Consider the following 19,105-nt stretch of genomic DNA (forward strand, 5'->3'; position numbering starts at 1 on the left):
CTCCAGAGTCTCGTCGGACGCGCGGGTCGTTCGCCGTCGTTACTACTGCGAGTCGGCATCGTTTGAACCGGTGTTGACGGCGAGCGCCGTACGCCGCCTGAGGAATTGGCGGAAGTACTCGGAACGGTCCGGTTGCAGTATCCCGGTAAGCAGTAAGGACCAGCACTTTTCCAGGTCGAGCAGGAAGCGTTCCGGGTCGTCCAGGTTGCTGGTCTTTCGCAGTCCCATGTGCAGGGAGACCATCATGCGGCCGACGTCCTGCGGGTCGCACTGTGCGTTGATGTCGCCCTCGGCCTGGGCTTGCTCGGCGACTCGGCCCAGGTTTCTGATCCAGCGGTCGAACAACTTTTCCTGGAGCCCGTCGGGCAGGCCGACGGACTCCATCAGATTCAGTCCCGACCTGACGAGGTCCATCTTGATGTCCCGAATGGCGATCAGATACGAGAAGTCGATGAGCGTCTCGAGGCCCGAGAGCCCGCGCGTCAGCAGGTCACGCACGCCGACCGCCCCGGCCTCGACCTGGCTTTCGATGATGGCGACCGCCAAGGCATGCTTCGACTTGAAGTGGAAGTACATTGCGCCCTTGGTCAGTTCGGCCTCGGCGAGGATGTCGTCGAGGCCGACGTCGTGGTAGGGCCGACGGGCGAACTGATGCGACGCGGCCCGCAGAATCTGTTGCCGGGTCGCGTCTGCTCGTCCGTCAGTCGAGTGTGTGGTCATCGCGATCGAGAACTCAGCTCTCCGCGGCGCGAATTGTGGGGCACGCCGTGGCACCGAGGCTGAGGCCGCGGGCGGCGTCGGCCACCCCTGCGTCGCACGACGCCTTGCTCAAGCAGGGCACACACACCTCGGTTCTTCAGACATTGGGAGCGAACACGCACCCGCGTCGCTCGAGATTTCTAGCCCACTTCTGAGGTTAGCAGTCATACGGCTGTCCCGGTTGACGCCCGTGTAAATACTTGAGGTTTACGTCACAGCGTGTTGTCAAACCTATAGTATGTTTTATACGCTATTGTGCGTACGTCAGTCTGATCGGACGCCTAGATCGTCTCGACCGTTCGAATCGCACGAAGGAGAAAGCCCATGTCCCCTCTCACCACGCCTTATTCGGGCCGCGTGGCGGGAGGGGACGTGGGCGCCGCGCTCATCTCCTTGCCGGCCCTGGGGACCGCCAGCCCCGGTCGGCGCGGACTAAAGGGCTTCAGGCCGGGACGAATGACCTTTAGCTTTCAAATCCCGTTATTTCCATACTTTCGGTATGGATTTGGCCGTTTTGCTGATCTCGGAGCATGCCGAGAGGGCGCTTCCGCCGGATCCACGACGCGATCCGCTGACGGGCGGGCCGTCAAGTGATCGATTTCGGAGCGCTTCCCCCGGAGATCAACTCCACCCGGATGTACGCCGGTCCCGGCCCCTTCTCCCTCATGGCCGCGGCGGTGGCCTGGGACGCTTTGGCCGCCGAACTGCACGCCGCGGCGAGCTGCTACCGCTCGGTGATCGCCGGGTTGACCACCGGACGCTGGCTGGGCCCGTCCTCGCTGACCATGGCCTCGGCGTACGCGCCCTACATGGCGTGGATGGCTGGTGCCGGAGCGCGAGCCGCGGAGACGGCCGGTCAAGCCAGGCTTGCCGTGGAGGTTTTCGAGGCCGCCTTCGCGATGACCGTCCCGCCGCCGGCCGTCGCCGCCAATCGGGCCCAGCTCGCGACGCTGGTCGCGACCAACTTCCTCGGGCAGAACTCGGCGGCGATCGCCGCCACCGAGGCCGAATACGTGGAGATGTGGGCGCAGGACGCGGCGGCGATGTATGCCTACGCGGCGGGCTCGGCGGCCGCGTGCGAGGTGACACCCTTCACCCCGGCGCCGAACGTGACCAACGAGAGCGGCGCGGCCCAGCAGGCCGCCGCCGTCGGCAAGGCCACTTCGGAAACGGAGCAGGCGAACCTGGCGAATGTGGTGTCCAAGGTGCCCAACTCGCTGCACCAGCTTTCCTCGCCGATGAAAGTCACGGCCGATACGGGCCCTGATCTCGGCGGGACGATTGGGAACGCTGGGTCCGGTGCAGGCGACGCCGCCAATTCCTCGATCATGACGGGTCTCGCGTCGGGTATCCCCGGCGCCATCCCCAGCGCATTCTCGGCGGCGGCGACCCCCCTGTACGGCATGTCCTCCATCCTCGGCATAGCCCAGACCGCGCAAGGCTTGGCAAAAGCCGCCGGCGACGGCGCCATGGCCGCCGCCTCGGGAGCGGCGAGTGCGGCCAGTTCGGGCGCCGGAGCGCTCGGATCGCTCGGATCCGGCATCTTCGGCAGCCTCGGGAAGGCGGCCATGCTGGGTCCGTTGGCGGTGCCGGCGAGCTGGACCAGCGTGATTCCCGCCGCCCACAGCGCCGTCTCGGCGCTGCCCGCCATCAACCTCGCCGGCGCCAATGTGCCGCCCAGCGTCATGGGCTCGCTGCCCCGCCTCGCGGCCGCCTCGGGCAAGAACCTCGGGCCGCGATACGGCGTGATCCCGACCGTGATGACACGCCCACTGTCGGCCGGATACGCGTAGGCCATCTCATGAGCGGACAGGTTTTGAAGGCCCGGTGCACGAGAAGGAGCGGTAAGTGAAGTACACGCCCACCAAGGTCGCCGGGGTGACAATCATCGACTTCGAACTCCACCACGACCATCGCGGGTATTCCTCACGTTCGTTCTCCGCCCGCGACTTCGCCAACCACGGGCTGAATTTTGAAGTCGCGCAGACGAATATCTTCTTCAACTACACCCGCGGCACCGTGCGTGGCCTGTACCGTCGGGTGCCACCACACGCCGAGGCGAAACTGGTCCGTTGCACCCGCGGTGTTATCGCCGCTGTCGCGGTCGACGTTCGCCCCGACTCGCTGACCTACGGCGACCACGTGATGGTGCAGTTGAGCGCCGACGACCACCGCACGCTCTTCTTGCCCCCGTACGTCGCTCACGGCTTCCAGACGCAGGTCGATGACACCGAGGTCACCTTTCACGTCAGCGGTCGGTACGCGATGGCCGACGAGGAGGGGATCCGCTGGGACGACCCCGAATTCGGGATCTCGTGGCCGATACCGGTCACGGTCATCTCCGAACAAGACGCGAGCTGGCCCTCGCGCAAATCCAGATTGGCACCAGTGGAACAGGTGGCATCATGCGTCAGTCGGTGATCGTTCCCAGCACGGTGGATGTCGTGCAGCCCAGCTGGCGGCAGCTCAAGGCCTGGCCTGCGGGCACGACCGCGTTGCATCGCAGCGAGACGGCGGGTTCGCCCATGACCGCGCCCGTCACGCCTTCGGCCGGTGGGAATCCCGTACAGCGCTGGCAGGATCGCTATTCGCAGGGCCTGCGCATCAGTGACTCGGTGATGGTCTTCGCGTCGGTGATGCTCGCCCAGTACGTCCGATTCGGCGAAATCGCGAACACGTCGGGTTACTCGGACCAGACCATGACGCTGTTCTCCTTCCTGTTCGCGGCGCTGTGGCTGTCGGCCCTCGCGGTATTCCAAACGCGCTCAACGCGAATCATCGGGGCGGGGATCGAGGAGTACCGCCGGATCGGCACCGCGTCCTTCTGGACGTTCGGGATCATCGCCATGGTGACCTTGCTGGCCAAGGTCGACCTGGCCCGCGGCTATCTGGCGATCGCGCTTCCCGTCGGCACCGTGGGGTTGCTGGCCAGCCGTAGCGTGTGGCGAAAGCACATCTGCCGCAAGCGAGTCCAGGGCGAATGCCAGACCCGCGTTTTGGCGATCGGCGACCGGCAATCGGTCACGCACCTCGCGCATGAACTGGACCGCAACGCGGTGGCCGGGTGCGTCGTGGTCGGCGTCTGCATCCCCGGCTACGGGCCGGCCCGCGGCAACACCCTGACGATCGGCGGCCGTCAGGTACCGATCCTGGGCGACCAGACCCAGGTGGCGACGGCGATCGACAGCTGCGGCGCGGACACCGTGGCGGTGACGCAGACGGATCACTTTGGGATGCACGGGATCAGGGAGCTGCTGTGGCAGCTGGAGACCCGCGACGTCGACCTGGTGGTGTCGCCCGGCGTCATGGACGTGACCGAGGCGCGGTTGACCCTGCGCCTGACCGGCGGGCTGCCACTGCTGCACGTCGACAAGCCGCAATACGAAGGGGCGCACCGCTTTCAGAAGCAGGCCTTCGACTTCGTGTTCTCGCTGGCGGCGCTGGTCGCCACAGCACCGGTGCTCGTCGCCGCTGCCATCGCCATCAAGCTGACCAGCAAGGGACCCGTCTTCTACCCGGCGGAACGTATCGGCACCGACGGAAAGCCCTTCACTATGCTGAAGTTCCGCACGATGGTCGACGGTGCAGACACCCAGCTCGAGCACCTGCTGGCGGTCAATGAAAGCGCCGGCGGCATGCTCTTCAAGATGCGTCAGGACCCCCGGGTCACCCCCGTCGGCAGAATTCTTCGCCGGTACAGCATCGACGAGCTCCCGCAATTCATCAACGTTCTCAAGGGGGACATGAGCGTCGTCGGGCCGCGACCCCCGTTGCGCCGCGAGGTCGACAACTACGACGGCGAGGTGAAGCGGCGCTTGCTGGTGAAGCCGGGCGTCAGCGGGTTGTGGCAAGTGAGCGGCCGGTCGGACCTCTCCTGGGAAGAGTCAGTGCGGCTGGATCTGTCGTACGTCGACAACTGGTCGATGTCGGGTGACCTGATGATCGTCGCGAAGACGGTGAAAGCGGTCCTGACAAGCCACGGAGCCTACTAGGCTCGCGAGCCATGACTGAGCCAACGGCACCCGCCGCGGTGGTGCCCTCGGTGCCGCTCGCGCGAATGGCTCACGCGTTCTCGATCCAGCTGATCTGCCGCGCGCTGGGGATGCTCGCATCCGTGGTTTCGGTGGCGATGACCGCGCGCTATCTGGGGCCCGGCCGCTACGGCCAGCTCACCATCGCGGTGGCATTCGTCGCGATGTGGACCAGCTTCGCCGATCTGGGCATCGCCACCGTGATCGTGCGACGGGTGACCTCCGGCCGCGGCGAACTCGAACGCCTGGTGCGCATCAACAGCGGCCTGGCCCTGCTCTACTGCGGTCCCCTCGCGGTGCTGGCAGCCGGGTCGGGGTTGCTCATCTATCACGACACGCAGGTGCGGGTGATGCTGGTCGTGTTGTCGGGCGGGCTGCTGCTGCAGACCATGACGACACGATTCGAACCGGTATTCCTTGCCACCGTCCGGTTCTCCGCGGTGGCCATCTCCGACGTCGCCGCCCGGGTGAGCACGCTGGCCATAGTTGCCTGGCTGGTCGCGGCGCACTCGGACGTCATCTGGTTCGCGGTCGCACAACTGATCCCGCCCGCCGTGCAGCTGCTGATCCAGGGCGCCGCCGCGATGCGGCACATCTCGGTGCGGCCGCTGTTCGCCCCGCGGGAAGCCGCCGACCTGTTACGGGAAAGCTTGCCGCTGATCGGTTTTATGATTGTGGGGCTTTTGTACTGCCGCGCCGACGGCGTGATCTTGTCCCTGCTGAGCACCCACTCCGAGGTGGGCGTGTACGGCCTGGCCCTCACGATCTCGTTCAACACGATCGTGGTCTCGCTGATCTTCCACAAGTCGACGCTGTCGACGGCCACCGAACTGTTCTCGCGTGACGTCGCGGCGTTCGCCCGATTTCTGCGCCGCAGCGTCGAATTGATGTACTTCGTGGCGGTCCCGATCGCCGTGGTGGGCGTGCTGCTGGCCGGACCGTTGATCGGGTTGTTCGGCAAGAGCGCGTTCATCGAACGCGGGACGCCCACCCTGGCGTTGCTGTTCGTCGCGGCGGCCCTGCGGTTTGTCGGCGGCACCCTGGGCCAGGGTCTGGTGGCTTCCCATCATCAACAGGTGCTGCTCTGGTTGACGGTGGCGACCCTCGTGCTCAACGTCGCGCTCAACCTCGCCCTGGCCGGGCGGTTCGGCGCCGTCGGTCCCGGCGTGGCGCTGGTGTGCACGGAACTGTTCAACATGGCGATCTCCAGCTGGTGGCTGCGCCGCCGCTTCGGTTACCGCACGCCCGTGCTGTTCGTGCTGCGCTTGCTGATCCCGACGGGGGCGAGTGTCGTTGTGACACTGCTGCTCTCGGGCCACCACGTGATCCTGGTGCTGACCGCGGCGGCCACCGCCTACCTGGCCACCAGCGCGACCTTCGGCCCGATCAGCTGGTCCACCCTCGCCTCGCTGCGGGCCACGCTGCGCGAGAAGCAGCCGACGGCATGACCCGTGAAACGGACCGTGCCTATCTGAAGCGCCCCGTCGGCGACACGGCCGGCCTGCCGTCGACGCGCACGCTGGCCGTGCTGATCGTGAGCCAACGCGCCCACGAGCCGCTCGAGGTCTGCCTCGACAGCGTCGCCGAGCATCTACCCGAACTACCGATTCACGTCTACGACCACGGCGGCACGGAGCATGCGGAACTCGCCGCGAAACACCCCGCGGTCCAGTGGTTTCCGGGTCAGCCGAACGCCGGTTTCGCCGCGGCCTGCAACGCCGTGGTGGAGCAGATGCCCGCCGATGTCGACCTGCTGTTGCTGGACCCCCATGCCCGCGTGCTCGGGCCGCTGAACCGCACCCGCGAGTTGCTTCGCCAGCCCCGCGTGGCGGCGGTCTCGCCGCTCGCCCGCGACGCCGCCGCGCCGGGCCGGGCGCCATGGGACGTCGCTGCCCGCCACCACACCGTCACCCGGGAGCTGAGCGCAGCCGCCGGCCGCTCCGCCCCGCTCCGCCGTACGCCGCCCGCACGGCGGTATTCTCGCCAGCCCCCCGAATCACGAAGCATCGACGGCGATTTGGCACCTATCTGCCTGGCGATCAGCCGGGCGGCCTGGAATACCATCGGCGGCTTCGACGAGGAGTACTTCGGCTACGGCGAGGCGGCCGACTGGCAGGCCCGGGCCCGCGCGGCCGGCTGGCGCATCCTGCTCGCCGACGAGCTCGGCGTCGAGCGCCGCGACCCGACAACCGACGACGGCCCCCGACGGCGCCGCGATCGGGACTTGGTGCGAACCAATACCGCGCTGTTGCTCGAGCATCAACGCGGCGTTCACCACGCGGACGTATACCTGGCCGGCACCGCCGCATTGCGGCGGCTGCGGCGGCCGCAGCGCGCGCGCCGGCGAACCGACCTGCCCTCGATAGTCATCGCCACCAACCGCCTGGTCTACGGGGGTGCGGAGCGACAAAAGGCGCTCTTGGCAACGGAATTGGACCGCCGCGGTTACCCGGTCACCATCGTCTGCGTGCAGCGGTTCGGCCCACTGATCGCCGAAATCCCGAACACGGTGCGGGTGGTTCGCCAGCCTTGGTGGGCGCCGATGGTCGATATCGCCGAGGGCCCGGCGGTGCTGATCACCGGCGACACCAATACCGAGGTGGGGTTTGGCACGCTGTGGCGCGCGGCCGGCAGGCGCCGTCGATGGTTGGTCGCACCGCATGTCCCACCCGAGGAACACCGGCCGATCTACTCGCGCCCGCTGACCGCCGCGATGCGACGCGCGGACGGTTTCATCGTTCTGGCACAACGACATTGGGACATGCTGGCCAAACAGCACCGGCTCTGGGGACGGCGCTTCGTCGCACCCAACGGTGTCACCGACAGCGGGGAGCCGAGCCGTCGGCATCGAAGCGCCGGCGAACCGCTGCACCTGGTCATGCTCTCGCGCATCGTCGAGCACAAGAACCCGCATCTGCTGATCGAGGCGCTCGGCGGCCTCGTCGAGGTGCCGTGGAAGCTGTCGATCTTCGGCGACGGGCCCGATCGGGAGAGGCTGCAGGAACAAACGCCCGCGGGACTGCGCGATCGGGTGCAATGGCGCGGATGGTCGGCCGGGCCCGGACCGGCGCTGGCCGACGCGGATCTGCTGTGCGTTCCCAGCCGCTCCGAAGCGTTCCCGGTGGTGATCCTCGAGGCGATGGCCCGTGCGGTGCCGGTTGCGGCGTCGGCGATTTGCGCTGTCCCGGAGATGCTGGATTTCGGTGAGGCGGGATTTCTCGTCGAGCCCGTATCCGTGTCGGGATGGCGAGAACACCTGACCCGGATCATGGCGGATCCCGATGCGCTGCCGTCGGTGGGGCAACGCGGTTACGAGCGCATGCGCAAGCACTACACGGTGGAGGCGATGGCCGACGCCTACCTGAGCGCCATCGGAGCGGTGCTGTGAATTCGCCTCGGGTGCTGTGGCTTTCGCCATGGACGCGACCGGCGGTGCGGGTGCAGGCGGAAGCGCTACAGCGCCAGGGCGCCGACGTGCTGTTGGTCACCTCCGATCAGCACCCGGAGTCGGACGCCGCGCGCGGTTACGAGTTGGTGCTCGACCCGCGATTCCGCACGGCCGCGACCTGGCTGCCGACCCTGAAAGCCTGGCGCCGCGTCCGACGGTTCCGCCCTGACATTGTTATCGCCGAGTTGGTGCGGGATCCACGCTGGATCGCGTTGGCCGGCCGCACTCCGCGTATTCAGGTGGTGCACGACGATCGACCGCACGACCCCCACGAACTGACGCCGGCCTACGAACGCGCCGTATTCGACCGCTGGGCCGCGCATTCGGCCGCCACCATCACCTACAGCGACTATGTCGCGGCCGCCATCTCCGCGCGCCGCGACGTCGCCGGCACGCCGGTGCATGTCGTGCCGTTGGCCAGCGACCTCGATCTCGACCGCGTTCCACCGTTCGTCAGGCCCGAAGGGCGCCGCGATTTCGTCATGTTCGGCCGTCTCAATCCCTACAAGAACGTCGATGTCGTGCTGGCGGCCTGGCAGCGACATGTGGTCGGCGGGGGCTGGCGCGGCGACAACCTCGTGCTCATCGGCGACGGGCCACTGGACGCCGACGCCCTGCCCAAACACACGCGCTGGCGCAACGGCAGCTTCCGCTACGCCGACGTCATCCCCACACTGGCCGCCGCCAAAGGGTCGATCGCCCACTATCGGCGCGCCTCACAGAGCGGCGTGCAATCGCTCTCGATGCAGCTGGGCGTGATGCCGATCGTGTCCACCGCCGGCGCGTTGCCCGAATACCAGCCGCCGGGTTTGGCCCCCGTCGGCGTCGACGACGTCGCCGGGCTCGCCGCCGCATTCGACCTCCTGGCCGATCCGGTGACCGCGGCTCAGCTCGGGGCCGACGCGGCGCGCCACTACGCGCGCCGATGCGCCGTTGACCTTGTCGCCGTGCGCTTTTTGGACGTCATCACCCAGGTGCTGGATGGGCGACGGTGACGGGGCGCTCAGGCGAGGCCCCGCCAGAACGTCTCCAGCCATCCGGTCAGTTCGCGGGCCCGGCCCAGCGCATCGGGTGCGGCCGCTCGGGACCGCGTCGCCGCGATGGCCGCCGGAAGCTCCTCGGTTTCTCGGGCCACGGTCGCCAGTCCCGCATCCGCCATCTTCTCGGCGAACGGCAGCTGGTGCTCGTCGACGTGCTCGCCGCGCGACGAGCGACGCGGCACCAGCACGGGATGCTTTCCTTGCTCGACGCACAGCAGCGTCGATCCGGCGCCGGCGTGGGTGACGGTGACGGAGGCCCGCCGGATCTGCGTGCACACGTCACCGAAGGACAGGAAGCGCTCGAACGCGGCGTGGCGCGGCTCGAACTTGCAGGTTCCGAGCTGCACGAAGAAGTCCTCCCCCACCGCGTCCGTGCGCGCCAGCTCGTCCACCGCGCGCGCCAGCCGGTCGAAGGGATGGACCTCCATGCCCATGATCACGAAGATCACACGATCCTCCCGTGGTACTCGGTGCGGGGAATCCGGTCGGCCAACTCGGGCCACTGCACGAGAAAGCGGGAGGCGAACGGCTTCACCATGCGGGCGGTGAGCGAGAGCTCGGTGATGCGGGTGATCGATTCGATGAACACGGTGGGAATCCGCAGCAGCCAGGCCAGCCAGAGGAAGGGGGCCGCCACGCCCGATCCGGTCGTCAGGATCATGGCGGGGCGGTGGCGGATCAAAAGCCGCAGCGCCAGCAATAGATTGCGCAGCAGGTTGGGCACGTTGCGGACCGTCGGGTGCGCGGCCCAGTAGACCTCCTGCTCGTCGCGCAGCAGGTAACGGGCATCGGCGGTCCCGAAGCTCACCCAAAACCGATCCTTGTCCTGCCAGAACTCCCGCAGGCAGAACATCTCGTAAATGTGCCCGCCGGAGGATGCGATGAGGAGCAGCCGGCCCATGTCTCCCCTCGGTTGAGGCGCGCGCCGATCTTTCCGGCAACGTCGCGACGATCCCGTGTTAGAGACTAACTCCCGTCGCGGCCGGCGCCGGGATGCCGACAGCGAAGAGATCGACGAGATTTCGCGATGAGGATCCGGCCGGATGCTAACGTCCACGTTGGCGGGCCGTACACGTTGCCGATGCGGCACTCGGAGTGAGTAAAGGCGCGGACGATGATTCGAACGGCCATAGTCGGTCTGGGCAAGATGGGTCTTTCGCACCTTGCGATCCTTCGCACGCACCCGGATCTCGACGTGGTCGGCGTCTGTGACTCCGCCGGCTATGTGCGCGACATCCTGGCCAAGTACACCGGTCTGGAGTGCTACGACGATTTCGATCGGATGCTGGCGCAGACGAAGGCCGAAGCGGTTGTCGTCGCCGTTCCATCACGGCTGCATGCGCCGATGGTCGAAAAGGCCCTTGCCCGAGGGACACACGTCTTCTGCGAGAAGCCGTTCGTCCTCGATGTCCGGGACGGGGAGCGACTTGTGACGCTCGCGGAGAGCAATCGACTCGTCACGCAGGTCGGCTATCACTGCCGCTTCATCGGCGCCTTCCAAGAGGCGGCACGTATCGTCGCGTCGGGCGCTCTCGGGCAGGTGCACCATGTGCGCGCCGAGGCATACGGCCCGGTCGTCCTTCGCCCGAAGGGAAGCACGTGGCGCGGCGTGAAGGCCGAAGGCGGGGGCGCCCTCTACGACTACGCCTGCCACGCCATCGATTTGATGAACTTCATCGCCGGCGTGCCCCATTCGGTCGACGGAGTCGTCCGGCACAGCGTTTTCTCGCGCGACGTCGACGACGAGGTCTACTGCACGATGCGCTACGACAACGGCGCGAGCGGCCAGTTGTGCGTGAACTGGAGCGACGAGAGCTTTCGCAAGATGTCGACGAAGGTCTCGGCGTGGGGAACCAACGGCCGGGTCGTCGCTGATCGTCAGGAATGCCAGATCTACCTTCGCGAGACGCACCCCGGCTTTCCCGATTTGGGGCCGGGATGGACGATCCGCTACACGACCGATCTCACCGACGAGGTCTGGTATTACCTTCGGGGCGAGGAGTATTCGGCGCAGATCGACTATTTCGCCCAGAGCATCAAGCACAACCGGGTGAATGGCCAGAACACATTTCGCTCGGCGCTCGACGTCGATCGTGTGGTCGACATGATCACCGGTGCCGCCGTCAGCGGAGGTCCCCCGCCGCCGCAGGCGGCCGCGAACGGCTCCCCGCGCGGCTCGCTGCGGCGCGAGCTCGTCGCGCGCATCAGGAAACTCACCTCCCCGAGGGCGTCGTGACCATGGACCGGGTGCTCTTCGGCGACAACCAATTCTTCGGCGTCAACCACATGTCCGAGGACAAAGCGCGCGCGCAGGCGATACGGTTTCAGCACCTGCCGGCCGTGCTGGCGACGCTGGACGCCGCGTACCAGGAAGGCATCCGCACGTTCGTCTGCACGACGCACGATCGTGTCGGCGAAATCTGCGATCATTTCCGCGCCAACCGAACCCGATACCCCGACTACGTCTTCTACCCGTGCATGCCGTATGCCCACAAGTACGCCAACGCCGTGACCGAGTTCGGCATGGTGGAGGCGCTCCGAAAGTTCCTGCCCGACGACGGGGCCGTCAAGTCGATGTTCAAGGGCGGTGTCGCCATCGCGAGCAAGGACATCGAGCCGATCATGCAGCTTCTGGTCGACGCCGAGATGAAGATGTTCGCCGGACTGTCCACGCCCGTCATCTTCATTCAAAACGTCGTCACCGACCTGCTTCTCGGCCTGGGCATGAACGAGGGCTTCCGGTTTTTCTCCGACCACGTGCGGCTCAAGTACGGTGCCGAGCCAGGCTTCATCACGATGAATCTCCCACGCCTGCTCGATGCCCTCGACGGACAGGGAATCGAGAACCCGATCGTGTGCGCCAATTTCAATAAGATCGGCTTCCGGATGTGTGGCGGCATCGAGCTCTACGAGAGGACGATTAGTGAGCGCCGCTGCCGGCTGATCGCGATGTCGGTGCTCGCCTCGGGCGCGATCCCGCCCCGCGAGGCCATCGACTACGTGTGCGGCCAGCCGCAGATCCATTCGATCGTATTCGGCGCATCCAGCCGTGCGAACATCCGGCAGACGAAGTCCCTGATCGACGAGCTCTGGCCGATTCCGACGTAGGTCCTGGACGCGGGTTAGCTTGAATCCGTTGACGTGCAGGCTGTTCGCGCCTTAGCCAGACGCTCCGCGAGCCGCACGCCCAGCGCGATCCCGAGCAGCGTCGGGTTGGCCTGGCTCGATGTCGGCAACACCGAGGTGCTGGCAACGTAGAGCCCGCGAACGCCGTGGACTTGCAGGTGCGGGTCGACGACGCCGCCTTCCGGCGATGTCGACATCCGGGTGGTTCCCGCCTGGTGGAAACCGGCCCGCTTCTCCATGTAGGCACGTACCGAGGCTTCGACGTCGTCGGTCAGCCACTCCACGTATCCCACACCGTGGCGACGAAGGTGTTCATCGACCGCGACGATGGCCCTGCGCACACTCGCGTAATCGGCTTCGGAGAAGTGCATCCGGGTGCGAATCCTCCTCATGCCGAGGGCGTCTCGCTCATCGGTCAGTTCGACCCGGCTCTCCTGGTGCGGAAGGTGCTCACCGTGGTACTGGAGCAGGTAGCGATTGTCGGCGCTCTTCACGAAGAACCCGGGCACCTTGCGGCCCCTGCGGACGAACCGCGCGTAGCAGAACACGATGGCGAACCCGAGGGAACCGAACAGGTCTCGGACAACATTGCCCAGATGCGCGAGGATCCGTGGCGACCCGTCCGTCTTGGTGTGCGCCTCGCGGATCGCCCCGGCGAGCAGGAAACGGCCGATCGGGGAGATCAGCGTCAGGTACACCCCGGACAAGATTCCGCTTCCGTGGCTCGGGTCGCTGATCGGCGGATTCACCAAGAAGATTGCGGCGTTGGGCATTCCGTTCTGGCGCAGCAGCTGCGGGTGGAAGGTGAAGCGCCGGCGAACATACACCCCGTCGTTGTCCCGCTCGTAGCCGTGGATGACCTCGTCGGTGGTGAATTGCACGCGCGCGACCCGGGCTTCGACGTGCGCCATGTACCAGCGCCCCAGGTGCCCGCCCGCGTTCCCCAGCCCCCCGGGGTGATGGCGATCCGACGCCAGCAGCAGGCGGGTGGCCTCCAAACCGCCGGTCGCGATGACGTAATCCGTCGCCACCACTGTCCCCTTGCCACCGTTGAGCGCCTTGACCACCAGGTGGTCGACGGCGTCGCCGGCCGGTGTCGTCACGATTTCGGTACACGTGAGGCCGGTCCATAGCGTGAGAGGGGACGCTTTCCGCAACGTCGTGCGGTACCGACGCCCGAAACGGGTTGGTAGCGCCCAGCGCTCGAGATCCGTCGTGCGCACGTCACCGTCGGGGAGCCCCCCGATCAAGTCGCGATGCGCGATCTCGGGAAGGTCGCGCGCATTGAATGCCGCCCGACCGCACACCGCCCAATCACAGGCCCGCTGGAGATACGGCTCGACATCGTCGTGTCCGATGGGCCACGGCGCCTGCGCGGTGATGGATCGATCCTCGAAATCGATGGGGTCGAACTTGACGCAGCGTCCGCCCCAGAGCGCCGACGTTCCGCCGACCTGCCGGCGGACCGTTAGCTCGCTACGCGAATGGAAGTAGTCGTCGTGCCGCGAATCGAACATCGAAAGCGCTTGCGCCGCCGCATCGTTGCGTTCGAGGCCACTCTCTAGGAGGACCACCTGCACGCCCGAACCAACGAGTTCCAGCGCGGTCGCGATGCCGATCGGGCCGGCCCCGATGACCACCACGTCCGCCTCGATCCTCATGCCGCCGGCGAAGTCCTTCATGTCGCGAATCACGCCGCTGCACCCTCTCGAAACTCCTTGACGAGAGCGAGGAACCGTGTGAGGGTCTCGGCATCGGGTGGCGACGAGACGGCGTTCGCGGCTTCGGAGACCCGCTGGGGCCTGGTGGTGCTGTAAAGGATTGCGCGGCAACCCATTGCGGCGAAGGATGAGGCGAGAATCAGCCTGGGCAGCACGCCGGGGGCCAGCGGATCGGCCTGCAGGGCTTCGCGCCAGCGCCCCGCCAATCCAGGGTCCGCCAGCAGGGCGCCCGAGAGCTTCCGGTACGGACCATCGAGGACACCGAACGCGAGATCGGCCGGTCGCGGCGAAGGATTGAGCAAGTCGCTGCGGAGTTGGCTGACTGCCCGCGGCGCGAATGCGCGGACGAAGTCGACGTCGAGCCCCTCGTCCTGCGAGACACCCCAGGCGCGAATCTTCCCCTGTTGGCTTGCCCGCTCAAAGAATTCGCGGAGTTCGTCGGCTGCGACGGTGTCCTGAGGCCGTGGGGCGTGCACGAAAAGGATGTCGACGTAGTCGACGCCGAGGGCCGCCAGGCTCTCGTCAAGGCTGCGCGCCGCGACGGCCGCGTCGTACACCCGGCCGGTCGCCGGCGGCGCCTGCCGCCGCTTGACGATACGGCGCAGCGCGGGCGCCTTTTTCAGCAGCGCTCGGGCCGGGGCCTGGAATCGGCCGAGCCGCCGCGCCGCGCCGCCGACCTCGATGCCGAACTTGGTGGCAATGGTCACGCTGTCGCGGTCGACGGTGCGCAGGAAGGCCCCCAGCTCCGCCTCGGCCATCCCGAGCCCGTACATCCGCGCGGTGTCGAAGTGGGTGATGCCGCTGTCCACGGCGCCGGCGAGCACCGCCATCCGTTCCTTGCGGGACGGCGACTGCATCAGTGCGCCGCATCCGAAACCGATTGCGCTGACCGCCAATTGCGGTCCCTGCAGTTCAACCCGCCGCAATGCCGCAGCCCAGGTAGATCCGGCGAAGCTCGGCGTCGATGACGTCGGGGCTTCGTGTCGCCGCGACGTGCGCTTGGCCGCGCAACCCGTCACGCTCGGCCAGCTGCGGGTCGCGCAGGTACCGACCGATCGCCTTCGCCAACGCGGGCACATCGTCGACCGGGACGAGCATGCCCGGGTCCGGCGCGATCTCTGCCGTACCGCCGACGGGTGTCGCCACGAACGGGCGCGCGCCGGCCAGGGCCTCGGTCAGGATCATCGGCATTCCCTCCGCAAACGACGGGAGCACAACCACCCGAACCGAGCGCAGCAGCCCACGGACCATGTCGGGGTGTATCGGACCTTCGACGCTCAGCCGTTCCGTCTCGGGCGGAACGTAGTCGTCGATGGGACCGATTATCCGACAACGGCCTTCGATACCCTCGGCAAGAAGAAGCCGCCAGGCCGCGACAAGCCTGTCGACACCTTTGCGGTGACCGACGGTGCCCGCAAAGAGCGCCACGGGTGGCGTAGAGCCGGCCCCGGGCGCATCCCGGTCCACCACGATCGGGTTCGGCACGATGGCGGTCCGCACCGTGGGCGCCACCTCGGCGACGGCGGCGCGCGCTTCCTCCGATAACAGGATCACATGGTCCGCACGCTTCAACGTCGCACCGACGAAGCGGGGGTGCGACCTGGCGAACTCGGGAAAGTCGGGGCCATGGAGGGTGACGATCACCCGGAAGCCCTTGGCCCTGGCCAATCGGATCAACGGTCCTTCGCGCAGCCAGGCCCCGCCATTGGAGATGTGGAAGTGCACGACGGCGGGGCGAGGGGTCCGGCCCAGTGAAATCCCCGCGCGTGCCGTGAGAAACAGGTTCTTCAGATGGCCGTTGCCGTTCCACGTCGACAGGACTCGGATGTCGTCGGCACCAATGTTGTTGTCGCGCAACACGCGGATGACGGACTGCGTCCCGCCGATGCTGTACATGTCGGGTCCGACGTGTGTCACTGCGATCATGTTGGCCACGCTCGTCTAGGGGGAAGCGACCACGCCGACCCTGGTGTTGAGGGTCGGGCCGGGCGTCGCGGTCGGCGCCGGCGCGGAGTTGTCCTCGGGTTGGCCGCCCTCCGCGCCCCGGCGCCGCAGGCCGGCGTATCCCATCGCCGCCCCCAGCGCCATGCCCAACCCCAAGGCGTCCATCGGCATCTCCGGCAACGGCCACACGGCGGATATCGCCAAGAGGCCCGCGGCGACCGCCGCACTGATTTTCGCGGGCGTCGGGGCGCAACGCAGCGCCAGGATCACCGGCGTGAGCGCGAACAGGACGAACGCAGCCATGCCCACCGCCCCGGCCTTGGCCAACCACCACAGGTAGAAGTTGTGGGAATAGGCGGGATAAAGGTACCGATGGAATTCGTCGTCGCCGGTGGGCGGCTGATACACGAAGCCCAGTCCATGGCCGAAGACCGGCGCCTGGGCGATGGTCTCCTTGAGGAGATTGATTTCCCGCAGTCGTTCCAGCGCCGAATCGTCTACCGCGAGCGCACTCGACGTAACCCCGCCGAGTACCCGCTGATTGAAGGCGACGTATTGATCGGCCAGCCACGCCCCGGTCTTCGAACGCTGTAGTAAAAACAGCGACCCGGGCACCGTCACCGCGACGAGAACCAGGCCGACGGTAGCGGCCACAACCGCCCGCCGCACGGCCGCCCAACTCAAGCTGCCGAGCAATGCGACCCCGGCCGCCACCCCCATGGAGATCAGCGTGTTGCGGGAGAAGGACAGCAGCGAAATGCTCAGCGCGGGAACGCCCAACGCGAGATAGGCCATGGGTCGGACGCGGCCCACGATCGGGGCGGCGACCAGCGCGCTCAGCACCGCGGTGGCCGGCGTCTGGGTGGACAGGATGATGCGCACGGCCTGGCCGGCACCCGTCGTCCCCTCCAGGCTTTCCGCCCGACCGGCCAGCCGGATGGCGTACAGCGAGCTGATGATCGCCATGCCCGCCGAAAACCACAGGATCACGATCATCACCCGAATCGAAAATCTGACATGACCGCTGTAGACGACAAACATCGCCAGCACGAAGCCAATGGCCATTTCGATCATGGTGGTCGATTCACGGGTCACCGTCAGTTCCGGGTTGCCCGTGGCGAATCCGGTGGCCGTGGACCACAGCACCGCCGCCACCAGGATCCCCGGCAGTACGAAATCCGACGACCGCGGTTTCGCGGTGGGAATCAGGTAGCAGATCGCGAGGATGGCAGCCAGGTGGTAGGCGTAAATCGTCAGCGGCCCAAAGACTTTCCCGACGTGCAGGCCTTCCGGCAGTGCCGCGAACGCACCGAACAGCGTGACCCCCACCATCCCTTCGGGTTTCACCCAGTAGACGACCACGCAGAACAACGCTGCGGTCAGCAGCACGCCCTCGGTGGTTCGGCGCACCGAGAACACGCCGAACGCGAAGCAGCCGAACACGAACATCGCCAGCAGAGCTCCATCCACTGCCAGGCGGTGACGGGCCCGCAGGTACGGGATCACGCCGGCCTGCTGACCTTTGACCGGTAGGCACGGTCCGCGGCCCTGATGTGCAGCGACTGGCGGGCGTCGGTCAGCACAGTGCCGACGACCTGCGCGCCGGCCGCACGCAGGGCGGTCAACGCGTCCTTGAGTTCGTCCGCGGTGGTGCGCTTCGCCCGAACCACCAACACCGTGGCCGGGACGGCGCCGGCCAGCAGACCGGTGTCGGCGGTGGCAAGCACCGGCGGCCCATCGACCACGATCCGATCAAAACGTGACGACAATTCCTGCACCACTCGGTCGATCACTTCCGGCAGGTACGCGCTGGGCGGCAGGCTCTCGCGCCGGGCGGACCGCGACGCGAGAATGAACAGCTTCGAAATCGGCGTCGGCTTCACCGCCTGGGCGGCGGCGTCGGGGTTGGCGAGCGCGTTGGCAAGTCCCTCCCCCGATTCGACCCTCAGCAGACCGGCGATCACGTGTCGGCGACTGTCGCCCTCGACGAGCAGTGCGTCTTCGCCCATCTCGGCCAGCGCGAGCGCCAGATTCATCGCCGTCGTCGTCGTTCCTTCGCCACCGAACGGCCCCGCCACCAGCACCTGGCGGGCATTGGGTCCCATCGCCCTGAGCAGCCGGGTGCGCATGCCCCGCACCGCGTCGTCGAATGCGGTGTCGGTGCCGAACCGCGGAGCGCCGCCGCGCTTTCCCGGCAGCTCCGCCAGCGTGGGCAAGCCCGAGAGTTCCTCCAGCTTTGCGCGGGTGCGCACGGTGCGATCGCCGGCCTCGCGGGTCAGCGCCACCGCGATGGCCAACAGCACACCGGCGATGAACCCGATCGCCATGTTTCGCAGCGGCACGGGCGAAATCGGAACTTTCGGTACGCGGGGCGGCTCGACCATGGTCGCACGCGCCGAGGGCCACGGCTTCCCCGTGGGTCCTGCCGATGCCGGCACGTCGGACGGTTGACCCGATGGCGTCGTCGTCGTTTCGACCACCTCGGGTCGCGGCCCCCCGGTGATCGGCGCGCCCACACCGTTCGCAGCGGTGTTCGGGGCGAGCGTCGGAAGCATCGCGCTGAACTGACCGGCCATGGCGCCTGCCAGCGCGGCGGCGCGCGCCGGGTCGGTGTCTTTGACACTGATCGTGAAGAGCACCGATTTCGGCGTGTATTTCACTTGGGTTTCGCTCAGCAGATCATCGGCGCGCATGGGAAGTTGGAGCTGATGGATGGCGCGCTCGGCGACGATGTGGCCGCCGGCAATTTGGGCATACGACGACAGCCGTTCTTGTGCGGCCTGGGTCCCGCTGTAAACCTCGTTGAGGTCGGTCGCACCGGAAAACGAGATGAGGACCGTGGCCGACGACTGGTAGTGCTTGGTCTGCAGTGCGGTCACGAACGCGGCGCCGACGGTGCACGCCAGCAGCGCGGTCAAGGCGAGTTTCCAGTGCGCGCCGAGAATCCGGACGAAGGTACGGAAATCCATCGGCTATTAACCTTTCTAAAAGCCTTCGGCGGGAAGAAAACTCTTCGGTTTTGGACCACCAGCCGCC

The 19,105-nt window shown here is 67.1% G+C and carries 16 protein-coding genes; 8 read left to right on the plus strand and 8 right to left on the minus strand.

The features are described 5' to 3' along the window. Positions 1–42 precede the first annotated feature (42 nt). Positions 43–720: a TetR/AcrR family transcriptional regulator gene (locus tag JF781_RS16585; protein WP_225328046.1), complete on the minus strand. Its 678-nt coding sequence runs from the start codon at positions 718–720 to the stop codon at positions 43–45. Between the two features lie 629 nt (positions 721–1,349). Here JF781_RS16585 and JF781_RS16590 point away from each other — a divergent pair. From JF781_RS16590 to JF781_RS16615, 6 genes are read left to right on the plus strand one after another with little or no spacing between them, the layout of a single operon-like run. Further along, positions 1,350–2,552 carry a PPE family protein gene (locus tag JF781_RS16590; RefSeq protein WP_308011552.1) on the plus strand — a complete coding sequence of 401 codons (1,203 nt, stop codon included), beginning with the start codon at positions 1,350–1,352 and terminating at the stop codon, positions 2,550–2,552. A 55-nt stretch (positions 2,553–2,607) separates the two neighbouring features. Continuing rightward, the gene (locus JF781_RS16595) at positions 2,608–3,180 is read left to right on the plus strand and encodes a dTDP-4-dehydrorhamnose 3,5-epimerase family protein (protein ID WP_225328045.1); all 573 of its coding nucleotides are present in this window, start codon (positions 2,608–2,610) and stop codon (positions 3,178–3,180) included. Then, positions 3,165–4,751, plus strand: coding sequence for a sugar transferase (locus JF781_RS16600; RefSeq protein ID WP_225328044.1), 1,587 nt, complete (start codon positions 3,165–3,167; stop codon positions 4,749–4,751). Before JF781_RS16595 ends, JF781_RS16600 begins: the two co-directional genes overlap by 16 nt. An 11-nt stretch (positions 4,752–4,762) precedes the next feature. Beyond that, positions 4,763–6,238 carry a flippase gene (locus JF781_RS16605; RefSeq protein ID WP_225328043.1) on the plus strand — a complete coding sequence of 492 codons (1,476 nt, stop codon included), beginning with the start codon at positions 4,763–4,765 and terminating at the stop codon, positions 6,236–6,238. After that, on the plus strand, positions 6,235–8,178 hold the full coding sequence (locus tag JF781_RS16610) for a glycosyltransferase (protein ID WP_225328042.1): 1,944 nt from the start codon (positions 6,235–6,237) through the stop codon (positions 8,176–8,178). Before JF781_RS16605 ends, JF781_RS16610 begins: the two co-directional genes overlap by 4 nt. Before the next feature lie 11 nt (positions 8,179–8,189). Continuing rightward, positions 8,190–9,233: a glycosyltransferase family 4 protein gene (locus tag JF781_RS16615; protein WP_225328072.1), complete on the plus strand. Its 1,044-nt coding sequence runs from the start codon at positions 8,190–8,192 to the stop codon at positions 9,231–9,233. Between the two features lie 8 nt (positions 9,234–9,241). Here JF781_RS16615 and JF781_RS16620 read toward each other — a convergent pair whose 3' ends face one another. Both JF781_RS16620 and JF781_RS16625 read right to left on the minus strand, forming a co-directional pair. Next, entirely contained in the window at positions 9,242–9,727 is a 486-nt protein-coding gene (locus JF781_RS16620) for a glycosyltransferase (protein ID WP_225328041.1), read from the minus strand. After that, entirely contained in the window at positions 9,724–10,179 is a 456-nt protein-coding gene (locus JF781_RS16625) for a UDP-N-acetylglucosamine--LPS N-acetylglucosamine transferase (RefSeq protein WP_225328040.1), read from the minus strand. Before JF781_RS16625 ends, JF781_RS16620 begins: the two co-directional genes overlap by 4 nt. A gap of 213 nt (positions 10,180–10,392) precedes the next feature. Here JF781_RS16625 and JF781_RS16630 point away from each other — a divergent pair, with 213 nt between their 5' ends. Together JF781_RS16630 and JF781_RS16635 are read left to right on the plus strand one after the other, a co-directional pair. Continuing rightward, positions 10,393–11,514, plus strand: a complete 1,122-nt coding sequence (locus tag JF781_RS16630; protein WP_225328039.1) for a Gfo/Idh/MocA family protein — start codon at positions 10,393–10,395, stop codon at positions 11,512–11,514. Then, positions 11,511–12,386, plus strand: coding sequence for a hypothetical protein (locus JF781_RS16635; protein ID WP_225328038.1), 876 nt, complete (start codon positions 11,511–11,513; stop codon positions 12,384–12,386). Before JF781_RS16630 ends, JF781_RS16635 begins: the two co-directional genes overlap by 4 nt. Before the next feature lie 14 nt (positions 12,387–12,400). Here the strand turns inward: JF781_RS16635 and JF781_RS16640 are convergent, their stop codons facing one another. The 5 genes from JF781_RS16640 to JF781_RS16660 are packed head-to-tail and all read right to left on the minus strand — an operon-like array spanning position 12,401 to position 19,038. Beyond that, positions 12,401–14,086 carry a GMC family oxidoreductase gene (locus tag JF781_RS16640; RefSeq protein ID WP_255641982.1) on the minus strand — a complete coding sequence of 562 codons (1,686 nt, stop codon included), beginning with the start codon at positions 14,084–14,086 and terminating at the stop codon, positions 12,401–12,403. A gap of 8 nt (positions 14,087–14,094) precedes the next feature. Continuing rightward, positions 14,095–15,021 (minus strand): aldo/keto reductase, encoded by a 927-nt coding sequence (locus tag JF781_RS16645; protein WP_225328036.1) that lies wholly within the window; start codon positions 15,019–15,021, stop codon positions 14,095–14,097. Between the two features lie 16 nt (positions 15,022–15,037). After that, the gene (locus JF781_RS16650) at positions 15,038–16,051 is read right to left on the minus strand and encodes a glycosyltransferase family 4 protein (protein ID WP_225328035.1); all 1,014 of its coding nucleotides are present in this window, start codon (positions 16,049–16,051) and stop codon (positions 15,038–15,040) included. Between the two features lie 15 nt (positions 16,052–16,066). Beyond that, entirely contained in the window at positions 16,067–17,518 is a 1,452-nt protein-coding gene (locus JF781_RS16655) for an O-antigen ligase (RefSeq protein WP_225328071.1), read from the minus strand. Positions 17,519–17,571: 53 nt separating this feature from the next. Further along, positions 17,572–19,038 (minus strand): polysaccharide biosynthesis tyrosine autokinase, encoded by a 1,467-nt coding sequence (locus tag JF781_RS16660; RefSeq protein WP_225328034.1) that lies wholly within the window; start codon positions 19,036–19,038, stop codon positions 17,572–17,574. Positions 19,039–19,105: the final 67 nt, after the last annotated feature.

Origin of the sequence: Mycobacterium sp. WUMAC-067 (assembly GCF_020217485.1) — a bacterium.
Classification (GTDB): Bacteria; Actinomycetota; Actinomycetes; order Mycobacteriales; family Mycobacteriaceae; genus Mycobacterium.